The sequence below is a fragment of the Streptomyces sp. UW30 genome, from assembly GCF_008042075.1.
Taxonomy (GTDB): Bacteria; Actinomycetota; Actinomycetes; order Streptomycetales; family Streptomycetaceae; genus Streptomyces.
In genome coordinates this window covers 1334695-1355058 of record NZ_RDBN01000053.1, presented here as the reverse complement: position 1 = coordinate 1355058, position 20364 = coordinate 1334695, and the positions used below count along the sequence as shown (strand labels likewise).

At 72.7% G+C, this 20364-nt stretch carries 21 protein-coding genes; 9 read left to right on the top strand and 12 right to left on the bottom strand.

Features of this window, described 5'->3' with window-relative positions:
- Positions 1 to 227: 227 nt before the first annotated feature.
- The 4 genes from EAO75_RS40490 to EAO75_RS40475 are packed head-to-tail and all read left to right on the top strand — an operon-like array spanning position 228 to position 4332.
- The gene (locus EAO75_RS40490) at positions 228 to 1475 is read left to right on the top strand and encodes a wax ester/triacylglycerol synthase domain-containing protein (RefSeq protein ID WP_148000037.1); all 1248 of its coding nucleotides are present in this window, start codon (positions 228 to 230) and stop codon (positions 1473 to 1475) included.
- A 26-nt stretch (positions 1476 to 1501) separates the two neighbouring features.
- The gene (locus EAO75_RS40485) at positions 1502 to 1792 is read left to right on the top strand and encodes a phosphopantetheine-binding protein (protein WP_148000036.1); all 291 of its coding nucleotides are present in this window, start codon (positions 1502 to 1504) and stop codon (positions 1790 to 1792) included.
- The gene (locus EAO75_RS40480; RefSeq protein ID WP_148000035.1) at positions 1789 to 2997 is read left to right on the top strand and encodes a beta-ketoacyl-[acyl-carrier-protein] synthase family protein; all 1209 of its coding nucleotides are present in this window, start codon (positions 1789 to 1791) and stop codon (positions 2995 to 2997) included. The genes EAO75_RS40485 and EAO75_RS40480 overlap by 4 nt, the downstream gene beginning before the upstream one ends.
- Positions 2998 to 3048: 51 nt before the next feature.
- Positions 3049 to 4332 (top strand): wax ester/triacylglycerol synthase domain-containing protein, encoded by a 1284-nt coding sequence (locus tag EAO75_RS40475; RefSeq protein ID WP_148000034.1) that lies wholly within the window; start codon positions 3049 to 3051, stop codon positions 4330 to 4332.
- Here EAO75_RS40475 and EAO75_RS40470 read toward each other — a convergent pair.
- From EAO75_RS40470 to EAO75_RS40460, 3 genes are read right to left on the bottom strand one after another with little or no spacing between them, the layout of a single operon-like run.
- Positions 4329 to 5465: a DUF4037 domain-containing protein gene (locus EAO75_RS40470; RefSeq protein WP_261989615.1), complete on the bottom strand. Its 1137-nt coding sequence runs from the start codon at positions 5463 to 5465 to the stop codon at positions 4329 to 4331. The genes EAO75_RS40475 and EAO75_RS40470 overlap by 4 nt on opposite strands.
- A 45-nt stretch (positions 5466 to 5510) precedes the next feature.
- A complete protein-coding gene (locus EAO75_RS40465; protein WP_148000033.1) occupies positions 5511 to 6005 on the bottom strand; it encodes a GNAT family N-acetyltransferase in 495 nt (164 codons plus the stop codon).
- A 9-nt stretch (positions 6006 to 6014) separates the two neighbouring features.
- Entirely contained in the window at positions 6015 to 6902 is an 888-nt protein-coding gene (locus EAO75_RS40460; RefSeq protein ID WP_148000032.1) for an aminoglycoside phosphotransferase family protein, read from the bottom strand.
- A 54-nt stretch (positions 6903 to 6956) separates the two neighbouring features.
- Here EAO75_RS40460 and EAO75_RS40455 point away from each other — a divergent pair, with 54 nt between their 5' ends.
- Positions 6957 to 8363, top strand: a complete 1407-nt coding sequence (locus tag EAO75_RS40455; protein WP_187284771.1) for an NAD(P)/FAD-dependent oxidoreductase — start codon at positions 6957 to 6959, stop codon at positions 8361 to 8363.
- A gap of 78 nt (positions 8364 to 8441) precedes the next feature.
- Here the strand turns inward: EAO75_RS40455 and EAO75_RS40450 are convergent, their stop codons facing one another.
- The 3 genes from EAO75_RS40450 to EAO75_RS40440 form a co-directional block, all read right to left on the bottom strand.
- A complete protein-coding gene (locus EAO75_RS40450; protein WP_410092854.1) occupies positions 8442 to 9875 on the bottom strand; it encodes an MFS transporter in 1434 nt (477 codons plus the stop codon).
- Positions 9876 to 10018: 143 nt separating this feature from the next.
- Entirely contained in the window at positions 10019 to 10999 is a 981-nt protein-coding gene (locus tag EAO75_RS40445) for a zinc-binding dehydrogenase (protein WP_148000030.1), read from the bottom strand.
- Between the two features lie 80 nt (positions 11000 to 11079).
- Positions 11080 to 12240, bottom strand: a complete 1161-nt coding sequence (locus EAO75_RS40440; protein WP_148000029.1) for an FAD-dependent oxidoreductase — start codon at positions 12238 to 12240, stop codon at positions 11080 to 11082.
- A gap of 163 nt (positions 12241 to 12403) precedes the next feature.
- On the opposite strand from EAO75_RS40440, the gene EAO75_RS40435 reads away from it, so the two are divergent.
- Positions 12404 to 13108: a pentapeptide repeat-containing protein gene (locus tag EAO75_RS40435; RefSeq protein WP_148000028.1), complete on the top strand. Its 705-nt coding sequence runs from the start codon at positions 12404 to 12406 to the stop codon at positions 13106 to 13108.
- A gap of 384 nt (positions 13109 to 13492) precedes the next feature.
- Here EAO75_RS40435 and EAO75_RS40430 read toward each other — a convergent pair whose 3' ends face one another.
- Complete coding sequence (locus EAO75_RS40430) at positions 13493 to 13993, bottom strand: hypothetical protein (RefSeq protein WP_148000027.1); 501 nt, start codon at positions 13991 to 13993, stop codon at positions 13493 to 13495.
- Positions 13994 to 14034: 41 nt separating this feature from the next.
- On the opposite strand from EAO75_RS40430, the gene EAO75_RS40425 reads away from it, so the two are divergent.
- Complete coding sequence (locus EAO75_RS40425) at positions 14035 to 15483, top strand: M1 family metallopeptidase (RefSeq protein WP_148000026.1); 1449 nt, start codon at positions 14035 to 14037, stop codon at positions 15481 to 15483.
- A 15-nt stretch (positions 15484 to 15498) separates the two neighbouring features.
- Here the strand turns inward: EAO75_RS40425 and EAO75_RS40420 are convergent, their stop codons facing one another.
- The 3 genes from EAO75_RS40420 to EAO75_RS40410 all read right to left on the bottom strand — a co-directional run bounded on the left by EAO75_RS40420 (position 15499) and on the right by EAO75_RS40410 (position 17204).
- Positions 15499 to 15972 (bottom strand): hypothetical protein, encoded by a 474-nt coding sequence (locus tag EAO75_RS40420; protein WP_148000025.1) that lies wholly within the window; start codon positions 15970 to 15972, stop codon positions 15499 to 15501.
- A 5-nt stretch (positions 15973 to 15977) separates the two neighbouring features.
- Positions 15978 to 16520, bottom strand: coding sequence for a GNAT family N-acetyltransferase (locus EAO75_RS40415; RefSeq protein ID WP_148000024.1), 543 nt, complete (start codon positions 16518 to 16520; stop codon positions 15978 to 15980).
- 108 nt (positions 16521 to 16628) lie between these two features.
- On the bottom strand, positions 16629 to 17204 hold the full coding sequence (locus EAO75_RS40410) for a TerD family protein (RefSeq protein ID WP_148000023.1): 576 nt from the start codon (positions 17202 to 17204) through the stop codon (positions 16629 to 16631).
- Between the two features lie 181 nt (positions 17205 to 17385).
- On the opposite strand from EAO75_RS40410, the gene arfB reads away from it, so the two are divergent.
- A complete protein-coding gene (gene arfB / locus EAO75_RS40405) occupies positions 17386 to 17823 on the top strand; it encodes an alternative ribosome rescue aminoacyl-tRNA hydrolase ArfB (RefSeq protein ID WP_148000022.1) in 438 nt (145 codons plus the stop codon).
- Positions 17824 to 17907: 84 nt separating this feature from the next.
- Complete coding sequence (locus EAO75_RS40400) at positions 17908 to 18840, top strand: sigma-70 family RNA polymerase sigma factor (protein ID WP_148000021.1); 933 nt, start codon at positions 17908 to 17910, stop codon at positions 18838 to 18840.
- Between the two features lie 60 nt (positions 18841 to 18900).
- Here EAO75_RS40400 and EAO75_RS40395 read toward each other — a convergent pair whose 3' ends face one another.
- Positions 18901 to 19374, bottom strand: a complete 474-nt coding sequence (locus tag EAO75_RS40395; protein ID WP_148000020.1) for a GNAT family N-acetyltransferase — start codon at positions 19372 to 19374, stop codon at positions 18901 to 18903.
- Positions 19375 to 19441: 67 nt separating this feature from the next.
- Positions 19442 to 20041, bottom strand: coding sequence for a flavin reductase family protein (locus EAO75_RS40390; RefSeq protein ID WP_405584584.1), 600 nt, complete (start codon positions 20039 to 20041; stop codon positions 19442 to 19444).
- Positions 20042 to 20364: the final 323 nt, after the last annotated feature.

Here is a 20364-nt window from a genome sequence, read left to right as displayed (position 1 = left end):
TGCTGGCCAACGCGCTCAACGGCGAGGGCTCCCCGGCCGCGCAGCCCAGCCACCTCGGCTCGGACATGGGCTGCAACAGCTCGGCGCTCAAGTAACCGTACGAAGCGTCCGGTTCAACGCCCGCTCCGTCACGGGGCGGGCGTTGGACTTGCGAGCCGTAGACACGGCAGAGATCTGGCGAGGGTCGGGCCGCGCCGTGCACGCCGAGTGAAAGGGCGACCTGTCGCATGAGACTGTCCTGTGCCGACGAGATGCTGCTGTTCAACGGTTGTCCGGGAGTCATCGGCCTGGCGGCGGTCCTCTCCGGCGAGCGGCCCGATGTGGAGCGGGTGCGGGCCCGGGTCGTCGAGCGGTGGGCGGGCCTGGAGCGGATGAGCTGTGTGCTCGACAGGTCGTGCGGGCGGGGCGGGTGTGCGCGGTGGGTCGTGCCGGGGCCGTTCGATCCCGTCGCGCAGGTCGCCGTGGCTCGGGCCACGCTGGACGAGCTGTGGGCGCGGAGTGTGGACCGGCCGCTCGCCGACGGGGCGCCGCCCTGGCGGCTGTTCGTGATCCCGGACGCGACGCACGGCGGTGACTTCGCCCTGGCGCTGGTGGCCCAGCACGCGCTGCTGGACGGGCGGTCGCTGGCGACGCTGATGCGGGCCCTGATGGACGACCCGGGGCCGGCGAGGGGGCCGGAACGGGCGGTGCCGTTGCCGCGCAGCGGGCTGCGCGCGGCCGGCCGGGAGCTCAGGGCGATGTCGGCCGCGGGGCAGGCCCTTCCGACGCGGGCGCCGGGGCAGACGTACACCTCCGTCGCGGTGAGCGAACTGCCCGCGCACACGGTGCGATCCGCGCGCCGGCAGCCCGCCGACGGGCGCGGCGCGACGCTGAACGAGCTGCTGGTGGCCGCGGTGGCCGGGGCAGTGCGGGCCCGGTACGGACCGGTGCCGCGGTGGCGGGAGCGGGACGAGCCCGTGTACACGGCCGTGCCGTGCGATCTGCGCGGCCGGGGGAACACGGGCGAACTCGGCAACAGCCTCACCGTGGTCCGCGTTGCGTTGCCCGTCGACGTGGACGGGCCCGTGGCGCGGCTGCGGGCGTGTCAGAACGCGCTGGCCGGCGTCCCCGACCGGGCCGCCGTGCACGCCACCGTGCTGTTCCCGGCGGCGGAGGCGGCGCGGCGCGCCGGCCCCTGGGTGACCAGGCTGCTCAACCGCCGGGGCCGCCACTCCTGTTTCGCGGCGACCGCGACCACGGCCATGAAGTGGCCCGGCGGGCCGAGCACCTTCCAGGGCCGCCGGCTCGTGCGCACGGTCGGGCTGCCGCCCTTGCAGCACCCGGGCACCGTCAGCTTCGCCCTGGCACAGGCAGGGGACGCGTTCACGCTCACGGCGGTGGGCAACGCGGGCCCGGACGATGCGAGTCGGCTCGCCGACGCGGTCGTCACGGAGTTCGAGACATGGGCTCGGACGGCGACGCCGTCAGTGCTCTGACGGCACCAGGAGATGGAGGCAGTTGCATGGAAGCCGAATGCCGGGACACAGGTGACGTATGGGAAGCGCTGCGCCCGCTGTGCGCGCGGGTGATGTCGGTGCCGCAGGAGGCAGTCGTGCCGCAGGCCCGGCTGGTCGCCGACCTGGGAGCCGACAGCCTGGACATCACCGAACTGGAGGCGGCGTCCGAGGAGTTGTTCGGGGTGTCCCTGCGGGGGACCGACAAGTCCGCCGTGGCCACCGTGGGTGACGTCGCCGAGCTCATCGTGCAGCTGCGCACCGGCACCCCTGACGCCCACAGCACCCTGGCCCGATGACTGGCCGGCACGCCGTCGCCGTCACGGGTCTGGGCGTCCGCTGTGGCGCCGGGGCGACGCCGGAGGCGCTGTGGGAGAGCCTCGTCCGCTGCCGTTCGGCGATCTCGCTGCACGCCTTCGACGACGAGGGCACCGTCGTACATCCCGCCGCTCCGATGACCGGCTTCGACCCAGCCGGGTATCTGACGGTCAAGGAGACGCGGCGGGCGGACCGGTCGGTGCAGCTGGCCGTGTGCGCGGCCGCGGACGCCGTCGAGGACGCCGGGGGGCTGCATGTCCCTTCCGCGCGGCGGGCGGTGGTCACCGGTACCGGCTACGGCGGGGTGATCAGCCAGGAGGCCGGCATCGGGCATCCCGACGTGCTCTACGCGCCCCGGCTGATGAACAACGCGGGGGCGTACTGGATCAGCGCCCGGCTCGGTGTGACCGGGCCCAGTCTGACGATCTCCACCGCCTGTGCCTCCGGAACGCACGCCGTGGGTGAGGCCATGCAGATGATCCGGGCCGGGTGCGCGGACGTCGTGGTGGCGGGCGGGCACGACAGCCCCCTGACCCCCACCACCGCACTGGCCTTCGGGCGGGCCGGTGCGATGGTCACCGAGTGCGCGGATCCCGTTGCCGCGTCACGGCCGTTCGACGCCGGGCGGCAGGGCTTCGTCCTCGCCGAAGGGGCGGCCTTCCTGGTGCTGGAGCGGCTGGACCTCGCCCGTGCGCGGGGCGCCCGTGTGCACGCCACGCTCACCGGGTACGGGCGCACCTCCGACGCCCACCACCTCACCGCACCGCATCCCGACGGGGCGGGGGCCGCCGCGTGCATGCGGCAGGCGCTCGCCGACGCCCGGGCGACCGCCGACGCCGTCAGCCACATCAACGCGCACGGCACCGGCACCGAGCTGAACGACCTCGCCGAGGCGCGGGCCATCACGGCCGTGTTCGGGTCCCGTGCGGTACCCGTGACCGCCCCGAAGGCGGTGACCGGGCACGGGCTCGGGCTGGCGGGGGCGCTGGAGGCGGTGATCACGGTGATGTCGGTGCGGGAGGGTTTCGCGCCGCCGACCGCCCATCTCACGCAGCTGGACCCCCGGTGCGAGCTGGACGTCGTCACCGGCGAACCGCGCAAGATCCCGGACGGGCCTGTGCTCAGCAACAGCTTCGCCTTCGGCGGCCACAACGCCTGTGTCGTCTTCGACTCACCCCACGTCTGAGCGGCGAGGGCGGGGACCTTGGGGGGACTTGGGAACGGGAGGCTGTGGAAGATGAGGCTGACGGCCATCGAGGAAGGGCATCTGCGCAACGGGATGCCGGGGACCATCGGTATCGCCGCGGTGTTTCCCGGAGAACCGTTCGATCCGGCGTGGGTACGGACCCGGGTGCGTGACCGATGGGGCGGGCTGGAGCGGATGAGTCTGGTCCCGGTGCCCCCCGCCGGGCCGTCGGCCGTCTCCGGCCACCGGTGGTCGGCCACCCGGCCGTTCGATCCCGCCGCGCACATCGCCGTCACCGACCAGGACGTGGACCTGCTGCTGGCCGACGGTGTCACGCACCCGCTGCCGGGCGAACGGCCCCCGTGGAAGCTGCTGGTGACGCGGCGGCCCACTCCTGCCGGCGAGCACGCCGTGGTGCTGCTCGCCCATCACGCGCTGCTGGACGGCAGGTCCCTGGAGACCCTCTTCCGGATGCTGATGGACGACGCCGCGCCGCCGCGACTGCCCGTGCCTGCCGAGGGGACGCGACAGCGGCCGTCCGTCCGGCTCGCCAGCGTGGGCGCGGAGTTGCGGCGCATCGGGGTTCCCGGTCAGCCCGTCCCGGCGTCGTCCGGCGGCGGACCGGGGCCGTCGGTGGCCGTGGTCCGGATCGACCCGGAGGTGATGCGGGCGGCCCGGCGCCAGCCGGCGGGCGGGCGCGGGGCGACGCTCAACGAGCTGCTGCTGAGTACGTACGCCGGTGCCCTGCGCGCCTGCCACGGGCCCTTGCGTTCCTGGCCGAAGGGGCCGACCCCGCTCTATGCCACGGTGCCGGTCGACCTGCGGACCCGGCACAACGCAACGCAGCTCGGCAACGGCGTCACCGCGCTGCGCGTCGCCCTGCCCGTCGACCTCGACACCCCGGTGGCCCGGCTGCGGGCCTGCCAGGACCAGGTCGCGGCGTTCGAGCACCGCTGCGAGGCGCACCGTGCGATCCTTCCCGCGCTCCAGGCGGCCGCGCGCACCCTGCCGTGGCTGGCCGGGGTGATGGCCAGGCGCCTGGCACGTCCCGAGCTGACCACCAGCCTGTGCACCGCCTTCAAGTGGCGTGACATCCCCAGCCACTTGCACGGACGCCCCCTCGCACGCGTCGTCCCGCTTCCGCAGCTCTCCCCGCCGGGCACGGCGAACCTGTGTCTCGTGCACACCGCCGACGCCTACACCCTCACCGTCGTCAGCCATCTGCGGGCGGGGGACGCCGAGCTGATCGGTGCCGCCGTGGTCCGGGAACTGGAGGCGGTCGCGGGGGCCGGGGCGCCTGCCGCGCGGGCCGTTCAGGGCTTTCGTGCGGTCTAGGGCTTTCGTGCGTCGTGGCTCAGGGCGCGGGCCAGTGCCGGGCGGGTCAGTGCGTCCGTGTTGTCGACGAACTGGTCCACCGACCCGACCGGCGGCAGGTCCTTCAGGGTCGGGTCGCTGACGCGGGCGAGCAGGGCTGTGGTGAAGCGGTCGGCGCGCAGGACCTTGAAGGGGCGGGAGTGGTACGGGCGGGTGGTGGGGGCGACGCGGTCGGTCAGCCGCAGGTCGTTGTGCTGGTGCGCGACGATCTCGTAGGCGTGCTCGAGATGGCGTTCGCGGGTGTGCCAGTCCGTCGCGGCGAGCGTGGCCGTCAGGACGGGGGTGAGGCGGGGGCCGGCGGCGGTGCGGGCGAAGGCGCTGCCGAGCCACTTGCCGTACGGCGGGTAGCGGCGGTCCATCAGCAGGCACAGCCGCATCAGGTCGCGGACCAGGCGGGCGGCGGTGACGGCGGAGCCCAGTTCGTCGCCGACCTCGCCCGCGCGGCCCACGAAGGCCTCCTCCTGCGCGATGCGCTGCCACTGGCAGGCCAGCACGTACAGCCAGACGTCGTGGGGGTACCAGCGCAGCGTGCGGCGTAACGGGGTGAGGGTGTGCAGTCCGTCGTGGAAGACGGCGCCCGCGGTGACCTCGGCCAACAGCTGGGTGGGCGTGGCCAGCCAGTCGGCCGGGGTGAGGCCCTGGGCCGGGTCGAAGCCGAGGGCGTCGGTGAACCAGGTGGACGTGCCGGTCACCTCGACGCGGTGGTGGACGGGGCCGTCGGTCGTGCGCATCACGCGGATGTCGCCGCTCTCGCCGGTCCGGGCGAAGTGCGTGGGGTGGCCCAGGAAGGTCTTCGGGAGGTGCTCGGACAGCATGTGTCTGATGCGGGCCGCGTGCCGGGGGACGTCGTGGCGGTGGAGGAAGACCTGCAGGCGCGGGCCCCATTCATGGTCGGCGGAGCGCGGGGTGTCGTGGCCGAGGACCTCGGAGCCGCTGCCGATGCGGGCCGCCGAGTGGGGGACGCCCGGGGCGGCCTCCTCCAGCAACGGGCGTACGGCGTCGGTGTAGAAGCGGCGGGAGAGTTCGAGGCCGGGGACGAACTCGGCCTCGGATGTGGGGGTGTTGGAGGGTGGGCGCATATTCGTGGGGCTCATGCCAGGAAGCCGTGCCCATTAGATGGCGGGTCATGCGCAGGACGTTCACACCGTCGTGCGCCCGGGGTCGGAGCCCAGCTTCGCCAGCGGCTCGTCGGTCAGGCGGTACACCGTCCACTCGTCCTGGGGGAGCGCGCCGAGGGACTCGTAGAAGGCGATGGAGGGGGTGTTCCAGTTCAGTACGGACCACTCCAGGCGCTGGTAGCCGCGCTCCACGCACAGCCGGGCCAGCTCGGCGAGCAGGGCCTTGCCGTGGCCGGCGCCGCGGGCGGTGGGGCGGACGTAGAGGTCCTCCAGGTAGATGCCGTGGACTCCGCGCCAGGTGGAGAAGTTCAGGAACCAGAGCGCGCAGCCGACGGTCTCGCCGGTCGCGTCGTCGGCCGCGATGTGGGCGTAGGCGGCGGGGCGGTCGCCGAACAGGGCCTCATGGAGCTGTTCCGGCGTGGCCTTCGCCTCCTCCAGCGCCTTCTCGTACTCGGCGAGCTCTCGGATCAGGGCGTGCAGAGCGGGGATGTCGGCGGGCGTGGCGGGTCGGATCATGGTGCGAGGCTAGCCGGAGTGGCTCCTCAGACGCCGCGCGATTTCCAGGTGGGCGGCGAGCGGGGCGTGGCCCTCCTCGATCTGCCACAGGGAGTTCTGCAGGACCCGGCCCAGCGTCCAGGCGCGCGCCCGGGCCCGGTCGAGGCCGAGGACCTCCGTCATGGCGTCGAAGCGCCACACCACCTCGTCCGCGTCGAAGCGGTTCCACAGCGCCGGGAAGAGGTCGAACCCGGGGTCGCCCGCGAGCGGTTTGGGGTCGATGGCGAGCCAGGGGGCCCGGTCGGCGGCGAGGACGTTCTCGAAGTGCAGGTCCCAGTGCAGCAGCCGGTCGCCGGGCGCGTCGGCGACTTCGCGCACCGCCGCCGCGCAGTCGGTGATCAGGCGGCGGGTGTCCGGGTCCGGGAGGAGCTCCAGGGCCGCGGGTGTCCGCTCCAGCATGGCCGCGGCGATGTCGCCGAGGCGGCGCAGGCCTGCCGGGGCCGGGGTGGTGGTGAGGTGGGCCAGCAGCCGGGCGACGATCAGCGTGGCCTCGCGGGAGTCCGGCAGGTCGTCCAGGAGACGGTCCGGGTCGAGCCGCTCCAGAAGGAGCGTGCCGGTCTCGTCGTCGGTCTGAAGGAGCCGGACCGCGCCGTCGCCGCCCCACGCCCGCAGCGCGACCGGCTCGCCCACGGTCTCCTCGTCGACGTCCTGGAGCTTGAGCACGGCCCGTGTCCCGTCGGCCCGCAGCACGGGCAGGACCAGCGCGCAGCGGCCGTACATCGTCGGGCCGTCGAGGCTCAGCCGCCAGTGCTCCAGGAAGCGCTCGGCCCGCTGCACCAGCGTGGCGACGTAGGCGCGGCCCGCCTCCCCGTCGTACTCCACATGCTGGGCGATGAGCTCGTCCGGAATGTCGATCACTTTGCGACCCTACCGGGGTGCCGGAATCGGCTCGCGCGAATTAACGTCCTCGCCATGAGCAGCTCGGTCAGTGACGCCGTGAACGGCGGGATCTCCTTCTGGTACGCGGACGACGGCCTCCCTGCGGCGCGGGAGCCGCTCGACGGGGACGCCGCCGCGGACGTGGTGATCGTGGGTGGTGGGTACACGGGACTGTGGACGGCCTATTACTTGAAGAAGGCGGTTCCCTTCCTGCGGATCACCGTCCTGGAACAGAAGTTCTGCGGATACGGCGCCTCCGGACGCAACGGCGGCTGGCTGTACAACGGCATCGCGGGCCGCGACCGGTACGCGAAGCTGCACGGCCACGAGGCGGCCGTACGGTTGCAGCGGGCCATGAACGACACCGTGGACGAGGTCATCCAGGTCGCCCGGGACGAGGGCATCGACGCCGGCATCCACAAGGGCGGGGTGCTCGAAGTCGCCCGTACACCGGCCCAGTTGGCGCGGTTGAAGGAGTTCCACGCGCAGGAGCTGGCGTACGGCGAGAAGGACCGGGAGCTGTACGACGCCCGCCGGACCGCCGAGCGGATCCGGGTGGCCGACGCGGTCGGCTCCACGTGGACGCCGCACGGCGCGCGCGTGCACCCGGTGAAGCTGGTCAAGGGGCTCGCGGCGGCCGTCGAGGCGCTCGGCGTGACCATCCACGAGCTGACGCCGGTCACGGAGATCCGGCCCAAGCACGCGGTCACTCCGTACGGCACCGTCCGCGCCCCCTATGTCCTGCGCTGCACCGAGGGCTTCACGGCGAACCTCAAGGGCCAGCACCGGACCTGGCTGCCGATGAACTCCTCGATGATCGCCACCGAGCCGCTGACCGACGAGCAGTGGGAGTCGGTCGGCTGGGACGGGCGCGAGACGCTGGGCGACATGGCGCACGCCTACATGTACGCGCAGCGCACGGCCGACGGGCGGATCGCGCTGGGCGGGCGCGGGGTGCCGTACCGCTTCGGGTCGCGGACGGACAACGACGGGCGCACGCAGCCGGAGACCATCGAGGCGCTGCGGGAGATCCTGGTCGGCTTCTTCCCGTCGCTGGCCGGGGTGCGCGTCGAGCACGCGTGGTCGGGGGTGCTGGGTGTGCCGCGCGACTGGTGCGCGACCGTCACGCTGGACCGGACGAGCGGGCTGGGCTGGGCGGGCGGTTACGTCGGTTCCGGCGTCGCCACCGCGAATCTCGCGGCGCGGACCCTGCGGGACCTGGTGCAGATCGACTCGGGGCAGGGCGTGCGCACCGAGCTGACCGAACTGCCGTGGGTCGGGCACAAGGTGCGCAAGTGGGAGCCGGAGCCGCTGCGCTGGATCGGCGTGCACGGGCTGTACGCCGCGTACCGGGCGGCGGACCGGCGGGAGCTCGCCACGCCCAGCGCCGAGTCGTCGCGGGCGGCGCGGCTGGCCGACCGGATCTCCGGGCGTCACTGACGGCACAGAGGGTGGGGGAGGGGCTCCGCGGTCCGAGGGGCCCCTCCCCCCGTCCGTGGGGTCGCCGGTGGGCCGTGCTCAGGTCACCGGCTCCGGTGTCGGCGCCTCCTGGGGTGCCCCGTGCCGCGGGGCCTTCGCCGTCACCATCAGGGTCGCGACCAGGCCGGCCAGGAGCATGATGGCGGCGGCCCACCAGATGGCGACCGTGTAGCCGTGCACGATGCCCTCCCTGGTGACCAGGGCCCGCCGGGCCGGGTCGGTGAGATGGGCGGTGATGTAGGCGGCGCTGCTGGTGGTGGCGATCGTGTTGAGCAGGGCCGTACCGATCGAGCCGCCCACCTGCTGCGAGGTGTTGACGGTCGCCGACGTCACGCCGGAGTCCTGCGGGGCCACGCCCGCCGTCGCCGTGGCGAACACCGGCATGAAGATCAGGCCCATGCCGAGGCCCATGAGGATCAGGGCCGGCAGGATGTCGGTCGCGTACGAGGAGTGCACCGTCAGCCGGGTCAGCAGCACCATGCCGATGGCCGCGAGCAGGGCGCCCGGGCCCATGAGCATGCGGGGCGCCACATGGTCCAGGAGACGGGCGGCGATCTGGGTCGAGCCGATGATGATCGCCGCGGTGAGTGGCAGGAAGGCCAGCCCGGTCATCACCGGCGAGTAGTCGAGGATGACCTGGAGGTAGTAGGTCATGAACAGGAACAGGCCGAACATGCCGATCACGGCGAACGCCATCGTGAGGAAGCAGCCGGCGCGGTTGCGTTCCTTGATGATGTGCAGCGGCAGCAGCGGCACCGGAGCCCTGGTCTGCCACCAGACGAAGGTCGCGAGGAGCACGACCCCGAGCACGAACAGGGCGAGCACCATCGGGTCGGTCCAGCCGCGTGGCTCCGCCTCGGCGAACCCGTAGACGATGGCGACCAGTCCGCCGCAGCCGAGCAGCACGCCGGGCACGTCGAGGCGGGCGCCCGGGTGGCCGGGGCTGTCGTGGATCAGGGCGAGCGCTCCGAAGACGGCGATCACGGCGATGGGCACGTTGACGTAGAGGCACCAGCGCCAGTTCAGGTACTCGGTGAGCAGACCGCCGACGATGAACCCGATCGCGCTGCCGCTGCCGGCCAGGGCGCCGTAGATGCCGAAGGCCTTGCCGCGCTCCTTGGGGTCGGTGAACGTCGTCGTCAGCAGCGACAGGGCGGACGGGGCCAGTACGGCGGCGAAGGCGCCCTGGAGCGCGCGGGCGCCGAAGAGCATGCCGGCCGTGGTGGCGGCGCCGCCCAGCGCGGAGGCGGCGGCGAAGCCGACGAGGCCGATGACGAAGGTGCGTTTGCGGCCCACCAGGTCGGCTATGCGGCCGCCGAGCAGCAGCAGTCCGCCGAAGGCCAGGGTGTAGGCGGTGATCACCCATTGGCGGTTGCCGTCGGAGATGCCGAGGTCCTCCTGCGCGGAGGGGAGGGCGATGTTCACGATGGTCGCGTCGAGGACGACCATGAGCTGCGCGAGCGCGATGATCACCAGACCCCACCAGCGGCGGGGGTCGGCATCCCGGGCGGATTCACCCGTTCGGGTGACGGTCACCTGGCCAGAAGACCATGGTTCGGTACGGGTCGCATCTGGGGAGCGGTGGCCGCTCGGACGGGGCGGGCGCTTGTGGCCGGTCATGGCTCCAGTACCACCTTTCCGGTGGTCGCGCGGGTTTCGAGGGCGCGATGGGCGGCCGCCGCCTCGGCCAGCGGGAAGCGCTGCACGGCCGGGGTGAGACGGCCCGCGGCGGCCTCGGCGAGGGCGCGCAGTTCGAGGGTCTGTACGGGGTTGGGGCCGCCGGCCTTCCGCATCATCGCGGGGCCGAGGACGTTCTCGGAGACGCCGTCGACGAGGTAGGGCTCGCCGTCGCGCAGCCCTGCGCCGGACCAGCCGAAGACGAGGTGCCTGCCGCCGGGCCCGAGCAGGGCGACGGACTCGCGGGCCACGTCGCCGCCGACCCCGTCGAGGACGACGGTGGCGCCCCGGCCGCCCAGGAAGGCGCGCACCTTCCCGGGCCACCCCGGGTCGGTGTAGTCGACGGCGAGGTCGGCGCCGTTCGCCTGCACGCGGGCGACCTTCTCCGGCCCGCCCGCGAGACCCACGACGACCGCGCCGGCGTTCCTGGCGTACTGCACGAGGAGGGTGCCGATGCCGCCGGCCGCCGCCGGGATCACGGCCACCGCGTCCGGGCCGAGCTCGGCGAACTGGAGGATCCCCATCGCCGTACGGCCCGTGCCGATCATGGCGACGGCCTCGGCGAAGTCGAGGCCCGCCGGGATCTCGTGGACGCGGTCGACGTCGGTGACGGCGAGCTCGGCGTAGCCTCCCGGCGCGAAGCCGAGGTGGGCGACGACGCGCTTGCCGAGCCAGAGCCGCGCGACGCCCTCGCCGAGGGACTCGACGACGCCGGCGACCTCACGGCCGGGGATCGTGGGCAGCGTGGGCGGCTCGGGCGCCGGGCCCTGGACGCCTTCGCGCAAGGCCGTGTCGAGGAGGTGGACGCCGGCCGCCGCCACGGTGATGCGGACCTGGCCGGGTCCTGGTTCGGGGGCGTCGGCCTCCTCGTAGGTGAGGTTCTCGGCCGGGCCGAAGGTGTGCAGGCGGATGGCGTGCATCGGGGTCCCCCATCTTGTGGAACTCGGTTCTGTCGGGCCGCCCGTAGCGTCACCGGAGGCGGCTCAACGATGCTCCAACCTCAAGCTTGCTTGAGGTCAAGGGCGTGCCGGCCGAGGGCCAGGGACACGGCCGTGAGCGCGCTGTTGAAGGAGACCTCGGACAGGACACCGGGGGCGGCGACCTGATCGCCCGCCAGATAGACGCCGTCGCCGCGGTCGACGGCCGGACGGTCGCGCCAGCTGGTGCCGGGCAGGTCGACGGCCCCGGTACGGCCGCCCGCCACGGCCCCCCTGCGCCAGGTGACACGCTCGCGCCAGCCGGGGAAGCCGAGGTCGAGGAGCCGCTCGGCGCGGGCGATGCCGGCGGCCCTCGACTCGTGCGGGGCGAGCGGGATCTGCCCCTGGATCAGCTGTTCGCCCGCCGGGGCCAGGGAGCGGTCCTGCGCGGTGAACCGCTCCAGCCACCCGGTCTCGTCGAGGTCGGAGACGACGAAGGCGTCCCCGCGCCGGGTGCGCACGGCGAGGTCGATGAGCGCCGTACGACCGCTGGTCCAGGTCAGGGAGTCGTCCCCGAGGAGGCGGCGGGCGGCGTCGAGGGAGGTGGCGACGACGACGGGCGTGTCGGCCGGCAGGGTGTCGACGCGGGAGAGCGTCTCCATCCGCACCCCGAGGTTCCACGCCCGGGCCGCCATCCGGTCGATGAGGTTCGCCCATCCGCCCTTCGGATAGTGGGCCTCGGGCGGCAGCTTGGTGGCCCGGCGCAGCCGCTCCTGCACGAACGCGGCGGACAGGGCGCCGGGGTCGTGGTGGAACAGGGCGACGGCGGAGTAGTGCGCGGCCGCACGGGCGCCCTCCTCGCCGGCGATGCCGGTGGCCCACGTCAGGAAGTCCATGTCGACGGGTGCCTGCGGCAGGGCGGGCCGCAGCAGCTTGAGCATGGCGAACGGCGGGGTGCGGCGCAGGACGCCACGGTGCCGCAGCCGCAGCCGGGCGGCCTCCAGCGGTGGGATCGGCGCGAGCGGGCCGATGAGGTCCCGCTGCTTGAGCCAGGCCCAGTGCGGGCCGCCGCTGTACAGGGCGTGCGGGCCCTCGTTGGTCCGGTACGGCCCCTCGGCGGTCCGGGCCCGTCCGCCGAGGGTGTGGTGGGCTTCGTACATGGTGACCTTGGCGCCCGCCTCGGCGGCGGTGATGGCTGCGGTGAGTCCGGCGAAGCCGCCGCCGATGACGGTGATGCGATGCATGGCTGGGGGTCTCCCTCTTGCTCGGGGTCGCCTGTCTTGCCTTGTTCTGTGAGTACGACGGCCGGGCGCCCCCGGAATGTGACATCGCCGGTGTTCGCGCTGGTCACGGGCGCGTCGGGGGCGGGCCCGGGTGATTGTCAGTGGCGGGGTGCAGCATGGGGGCATGGCGAGGAGAGCGATGGGTGCGGGCGGCGGCGCGGGCGGGCCCGGCAGGGGTGGAGCGAAGGGGGCGCGGCGCCCCGAGCTGCGGTTGCCGGCGCTGGAGCCGTTCCGGGACGGGGAGTTGGAGCCGGACGGGGACTACGACGGCCTGGAGTTCCGGGAGGAGGACCTCACCGGGCACGACGGCGCGGGCGCCCGCTTCATGGACTGCGCGCTGAAGGGCTGCGTCCTGGACGAGACGCGGCTTCATCACGCCCGGATCCTCGACTCGGTCCTCACCGCGCCACGGGGTGTCGGCACCGACCTCGCCGAGGCGAGCCTGCGCGATGTCGAGCTGGTCGACGCCCGGCTGGGCGGGGTGCAGCTGCACGGCGCCGTGCTGGAGCGGGTCGTGATCCGCGGCGGCAAGATCGACTATCTGAACCTGCGCAAGGCCAGGCTCAGAGACGTCGTCTTCGAGGGCTGCGTCCTGGTCGAGCCGGACTTCGGGGGCGCCCGGCTGGAGCGGGTGGAGTTCGTGGACTGCGCGGTGAAGGGGGTGGACCTCACCGGGGCGACCCTGACGGACGTGGATCTGCGCGGGGCGGCGGAGCTGGAGATCGCACGGGGCGTGGACCGGCTGGCCGGAGCGGTGATCAGTCCGGGTCAACTGCTGGATCTGGCACCGGTGTTGGCGGCGCAGCTGGGGATTCGAGTGGAGGGCTGACGACCGTTCGGTGGGGTGTTGGTGGGGTGTCGTTAGGGGCAGGGCGCGGTCGGTCAATGCGGTGAACGGACCGTAGAGGGGCGGGCGTTCGAGTCAACGGGTCCGGCGCCGGCGTGCGCGAACAGGGGCCGGTGCCGACGGCCGCCGCGCCCGGGCCGAGCTCGGCGTACTGGAGGATCCCCCGCCGTACGGCCCGTACCGGGGCCGTCGCCCCGCCCCGGCACCTGCCGGCGCGACCGTCCGGCAGCCGACGCGGCGAAGGCGTCCCCGCTGGGCCCGATCAGCGGCGACGGCGTCCCGGCTGGGCCCGATGAGCACCGGCTGAGACATCGTGTCCGGTCACCGGCCGGGCCGCTCCGAGCCCTGGCGTCGCCCCGGGTGGGTTCACGTCACCCGGGGATAGCGGGCCTGGAGTGTCCAGATTGCTGGGTTCTCGCCCAGGTCGTCGTGCAGGTCGATCAGGTCGGCGAGCAGGTCGTGCAGGAAGTCGCGGGCCTCGCGGCGCAGTTCGCTGTGGGAGAAGGTCAGCGGGGGTTCCTCGGCCGGCATCCAGTCCGCCTCGATGTCCACCCAGCCGAAGCGGCGCTCGAAGAGCATGCGGTCGGTCGACTCGGTGAAGTCGAGTTCCGCGTGCTGGGGCCGGGAGGCGCGGGACCCGGCCGGATCCCGGTCCAGCCGCTCGGCGATGTCGCACAGGGCCCAGGCGAAGTCGAGCACCGGCACCCATCCCCAGGCTGTGGACACCTCCCGGTCCTCCTTGGTGTCGGCCAGGTAGACGTCCCCGCAGAACAGGTCGTGGCGCAGGGCGTGGACGTCCGCGCGGCGGTAGTCCGTCTGCGGGGGGTCGGGGAAGCGGGTGGAGAGGGCGTAGCCGATGTCGAGCACGGAGGTGATGGTGTCACGGCCGCGCTCATAGGATCACTGACGTGTCCCGTTCCGTACTTGTTGTCCAGGCCCGTCCGACCGCACGGGTCCCCTCGGCCGCACGGATCCTGCGGGCCGGCGCCTGTGGCGCCCTCGCCCTCGCCCTCACGGCGTGCGGCGGAGTGCACGGCACCCCCGGCAGTTCCGGCGTGCGCGACCCGTACTTCCCCAAGGCCGGCAACGGCGGCTACGACGTCACCCACTACGCCCTCGACCTCGACTACGACCCCGACGACCGCCACCTCACCGGCACCGCCGAGATCACCGCACGCGCCGGCAAGGACCTCTCCGCCTTCGACCTCGACCTGAAGGGGCTGGACGTCGAGCGGGTGTCGGTGGAGGGCAAGCGGGCCCGCTGGAGCCGTAACGGTCAGGAACTGGTCGTCCGGCCGCACGACGACCTCGACGAGGGCGAGACCTTCCGGATCACCGTCCGCTACTCCGGGACCCCGCAGACCATCACCGACCCCGACGGCTCCGAGGAGGGCTGGCTGCCCACCGACGCGGGCGCGCTCGCCCTGGGGGAGCCCACGGGGTCCATGGCGTGGTTCCCCGGCAACCACCACCCGTCGGACAAGGCGTCGTACGACATCTCGGTGACCGTGCCGGAGGGGCTGGAGGCCGTCTCCAACGGGGAGTTGGCCGAGCGGAGCACGCGAGAGGGCCGTACGACGTTCCACTGGCGTACGGCGGAACCCATGGCCAGCCATGTCACGGCCCTCGCCATCGGCGACTACGACATCGCCCGCTCCACGGTCACCACGACCGAGGACGAGCTGCCCGTCTACACCGCCCTGACCCCCTCGCAGGCCGGCCCCGGCCGCAAGGTGCTCGCCCGGCTTCCCGAGATCATGGAGTGGGCGGAGTACAACTTCGGTCCGTACCCCTTCTCCTCCACCGGCGCGATCGTCTCCGGCAAGGAGGACGCCGCCTACGCCCTGGAGACCCAGAACCGTCCCGTCTTCCCGGGCGCCCCCAGCACCGAACTCCTCGTCCACGAGCTCGCCCACCAGTGGTTCGGCAACTCCGTGACGCCGAAGAGCTGGCGGGACATGTGGCTGAACGAGGGCTTCGCGACCTACGCCGAGTGGCTGTGGGAGGAGGACAACGGCGGCGACAGCGCCCAGGAGACCTTCGACGCCCTGTACGACCACGGCGAGGACGACCACGAGGAACTCTGGGACTTCCCGCCCGCCAAGCCCACGAGCGCCGCGCACATCTCCGACTCGCCCGTCTACGAACGCGGCGCGATGGTCCTCCACAAGATCCGCCGGACGGTGGGCGACGACACCTTCTACGACATCGTCCAGGGCTGGGCCGACGAGCACCGCCACGGCAACGCGGACACCGCCGACTTCACGACGTACGTGGAGAAGATGGCGCCGGACGAGGACTTCACCGCCCTCTGGAAGGACTGGCTGTACGGGGACGGACGCCCCGAACGCCCGTAGCGGCGGGCCCTGCCGTCAGCCCGCCCGCTCCAGGTCCCGCCGCATCTCCGCCCGCGCCGCCCAGACTGCCTCGGCGTGCCTGAGCCGCCGCTCCTGCAACTCCGGTGAGCCGAGCGGTGGATCACCGGCGGCGAACACCTCCAGCAGGTCCCGCAGGGTCGAGTAGACGTCCTCCAGGACGTCTGACATTTCCTGCGGAGCGCAGATCAGCGCGGTCTCCCGGGCCTCGTCGCAGCCCGACGCCCGGAACGCCTCCTGTACGGCCGTCTCCCTTGTCCCGTCCGCCCCGCGGCCGGCGGCGACGGCCGCCGCGTGCATGGCCTCGTAGGCCAGCCGGTACTTGGTCAGGACGGTCACATAGATCTGCCGGCGTTCCTGCCGGGTCCGGTCGGCCAGGTCGCGGCGCCAGCGGGCCCGGTCGGCGAGCAGGGTCGAGCCGACGCCGACGAGCGCGCCCAGGGCGGTGCCCGCCAGGGTCGTCCAGTCCACGTCGTTCAGGCCCCGTCGGCGCCCGGGGAGGGGGCTGTCAGCTGCTTCTGGAGGACCGTGCAGGGGCGGTCGCGTTCGCGGTCTCGGCCGTAGGCGATGGTTTCGTAGCCGAGGGTCGTCCAGAAGGCGAGGGCCTTGGGGTTGTTGTCGAGGACGGCCAGGCGCACGGCGGTGCGGTCCTGCGCGCGGAAGCGGTCCTCGATGAGGGTGGCCAGTCGCTTGCCGTATCCCTGGCCCTGGGCCACCGCGTCCACCATCAGCAGCCCGATCCACGGATCCGGGTCGACCGGGTCCGGATGGTCGGCCAGCGTGATCGCGATCCCGACCAGGCGGCCCTCGCTGCGGGCGAGCAGCACCTGCGCCCCGGGCATCAGCAACTCGTCGGCCAGGGCGGCGGCCACCTGCTCCGGGCGGATGTCCTCGGGGTCCGGGAACTCGCCGGTGAGTGCGAGGAAGTCGCGGTTGGAGGCGTACAGGGCGGTGAGCTCGGTGAGGACCGGGGACGGGATGTCGTGGTCCGGGGTGAGAGGGAGCGGGTCGAGGATCATTCGGGCAACCTATCGAAGGGGGTGGGGGAGGCCTGTGGCCGCCTGACGCACCCCCGAACGCCGGAACCCCCGGCCGAAGCCAGGGGTTCCGGTACAGCGCGGCGTCCGTCAGACGTTCACGCCGAAGTCCTGCGCGATGCCCACCAGGCCCGAGGCGTAGCCCTGGCCCACGGCGCGGAACTTCCACTCGGCGCCGTTGCGGTAGAGCTCGCCGAAGACCATGGCGGTCTCGGTGGCCGCGTCCTCGGAGAGGTCGTAGCGGGCGATCTCGGCGCCGCCGGCCTGGTTGATGATGCGGATGTAGGCGTTGCGGACCTGGCCGAAGTTCTGCGAGCGGTTCTCCGCGTCGTAGATCGAGACCGGGAAGACGATCTTCTCGACGTCGGCCGGGAGGCCGGCGAGGTTGACGTTGATCGCCTCGTCGTCGCCCGCGCCCTCGCCGGTGCGGTTGTCACCGGTGTGGACGATGGTGCTGTCCGGGGTCTGCTTGTTGTTGAAGAAGACGAAGTGTCCGTCCGAGTAGACCTTGCCCGTGGGGTTGACCGCGATCGCCGAGGCGTCGAGGTCGAAGTCCGTGCCGGTGGTGGTGCGGACGTCCCAGCCGAGGCCCACGGTGACGGCGGTCAGGCCCGGAGCCTCCTTGGTGAGCGAGACGTTGCCACCCTTGGACAGGCTTACAGCCATTGTTGGGAGTCCCTTCCCTCGTTGCGGTACGGCTAGAAGCTACAGCTACCCCTATGAACGCAGAGAGGGGTACCTCAAGTTCCAAGTGTCTTTACTTTCTTTGCCAAAGAGCACCCGTAGGGGAGACATGAGAACTCCGTCGGCGATATTGGGGTGACGTGGACCGGACAGACGCGGGACCATGTACGGCATGTCTGGTCCTCACGTCATCCGTGGCTCCGTCTCGCTCCCCGAGGCCGAGCTCATCTGGCGTTTCTCCAGGTCGGGCGGTCCGGGCGGCCAGCATGTCAACACCAGTGACTCAAGGGTGGAGCTGAGCTTCGACCTCGCGAGCACCGAGGCGCTGCCCGAGGTGTGGAAGCGGCGGGCGCTGGAGCGGCTGGCCGGAAAGCTCGTCGACGGCGTCGTCACCGTGCGCTCCTCCGAACACCGCTCCCAGTGGCGCAACCGCGAGACCGCCGCCGTACGCCTCGCCGCGCTCCTCGCCGAGGCGACGGCCCCGCCGCCCAAGCCGCGCAGGCCGACCCGCATTCCCCGCGGCATCAACGAGCGGCGGCTGAGGGAGAAGAAGCAGCGCTCCGACACCAAGCGGGGGCGCTCCGGGCGGGACTGGGGGTAGGTCCCTGGGCCGGCGGTCACATTCTCGCCGCGCGATCCGTCAGGCAGGTGACGACGGACGGACCGCGACGAGAGGCTGCGACAGATGAGCGCCGATGGCAACCACGGCACCGACGACACTGACGACACCGACTTCCTCGCCCGGCGCTTCGAGGCGCACCGCGGCCATCTGCGTGCCGTCGCCCACCGCATGCTCGGGTCGACCGCCGAGGCCGAGGACGCGGTGCAGGAGGCGTGGTTCCGGGTGAGCCGTTCCGACACCAGCCGGGTCGACAACCTCGGCGGCTGGCTGACCACCGTCGTCGGCCGGGTCTGCCTGGACATGCTTCGCTCCCGCAAGTCCCGCGCGGAGGAGCCCCTGGACTTCACGGCACCCCCTGCCGCCGCCTCGGCCACCGGCTCCGCCGCCTTCGCCCCGCTCCCCGTCGACCCCGAGCAGGACGCGCTCCTCGCGGACTCGGTGGGCGTCGCCCTGCTCGTCGTACTGGACACCCTGACGCCGGCCGAGCGCCTCGCGTTCGTGCTGCACGACCTGTTCGGGGTGCCGTTCGAGGAGGTCGGCGCCGTCGTGGACCGTACGCCGGCCGCCGCGCGGCAGCTCGCCAGCCGGGCCCGGCGCCGGGTGCAGGGCGCCGAGGTGCCCGAGAACGACCGGGCCCTTCAGCGTCGGCAGCGGGAGGTCGTCGGCGCCTTCCTCGCCGCCGCGCGCGACGGTGACTTCGAGGGGCTGCTCGACGTCCTCGACCCGGATGTCATCGTGCGCACCGAGGCCGGGGTGACGACCGGCGCCGCGGCGGTGGCGCGGGGCGCGTCGACGTTCGGGTCCGCCGCCCTGGCCGCCCGGCCCGCCGTGGTGTCCAGGCACGCGCTGGTCGACGGCGCGGCCGGGTCCGTGGTGCTGGTCGGCGGGCGGGTGGAACGGGCGTTGAGGTTTGCGTTCGTACGGGATCGGATCGCCGTGATCGACATCGTGGCCGACCCGGACCGGGTCGCCCGGCTGGACATCGAGCCGGTCTAGAGCCGGCCGGCCGGGAACGGGACGGCCGAGGGGCGGGGCGGGTGCCGCCGCCCGCTCCGCCTACAGTTCCAGCACGCCCACCGTCTGGTCCCCGGACGTCTCCGCGGTCACGCGAAAACCCAGGCCGGTGTAGAAGCCCTCCGGGCCGTCGGGGCCGGGGTGCCAGGTGACGTAGAGCTCGCTCACGCCCCGGCGGCGCAGCTCGCTGGCCACGGACTCGACCGCGAAGCGGCCGTATCCCCGGCCCTGCTCCCCGGCGGCGATGTTCAGCCGCCACAGGCCGGAGCGGCGGACGCTGCCGTCGCCGCGCCAGTCGATGTCGAGGAAGGCCATCAGGAAGCCGACCGGGCGCTCGCCGTCGACGATCAGGCGGGGCCAGGCGACGCCCGGTGGATGCACGTATGCCTCGGCGAGGGACTGCATCACGGGGGAGACCGCGTGTTCCTGATCGGGGCGTACTCGTATGCCGGTCGCCGCCTCGAAATTTCCAGGTGTGATGTTTTCGAGGCGCGGCGCGGAAGTCGTCGACGTCATCCCGGCACGGTATGCCGAGTGATCAAACGTCGGCCACGGGAATTGCGTTCCGTATCCGCCGCGGAGATCATCCCAACTGCCGGTAACGGCCCCGGAAATAGGTCAGTGGACGACCGTCCGCACTCGGCAGAGAGGCCGACAGGACGCGGCCGATCACCAGGGTGTGGTCGCCGGCCGGCACCCGCTGCTCGGTGCGGCACTCCAGCGTGGCCAGGGCGCCGCCCACCAGAGGCGCGCCGCTCTCCTTGCCGCGGACGTAGGGGATGTCGGCGAACAGCAGGCGGTCGCTGACGCGGCCCTTCATGGCGAAGCGCCCGGCGATGTGGCGCTGGCTCTCGGTGAGGACGGAGACCGCCCACAGCGGCTGCTCGGCGAGCAGGTCGTCCATGCGGGCCCCCTCACGCAGGCTGACCAGCACCAACGGCGGGTCCAGGGACACCGACATGAACGCCGTGGCCGTCATGCCGACGTCCTCGCCGGCCGGGGCGTGCGGGTCGTCGGGGTCCAGGGGCGGCTCCAGCGCGGTCACCAGGACCACGCCCGCGGCGAGCCGCGACATCGCGGCTCGGAACTCGTCGTTGCTCACTGACTCAGCATGCCGGGCGGCGCCGCGCGAGGCGGGGAGGTCGGCGGTCACGGGCGGAGCGGGAGGTGAAGTGTTCGGCACGGCGAAAACGCTAATGTCGGTCCTGCGCACCGCACATCGGGCCTGCGCCCGAGAACGGACCTAGGTCTCCCGACGGAGTCGTGCGGAACTGTTCGCGGTCGTTTCGTGCCATCTCCACGCGCGCACTCAGTTTGCGTTCAGTAAACACACAGGAAAAACGCAGAAACACCGCTCAATTGTTCACGTTCAGCTGTGACTTGAGTCACAAGAGCCATTAATTGTTGACCCTGTGTACCGAGTGGGCAGCGCGCTGTGATTCAGTGGCGGGGAACTAGCAAGGGAAGTTACGCCGAAGTAGAACCCTTGATTCGCTGCGAGGTCTC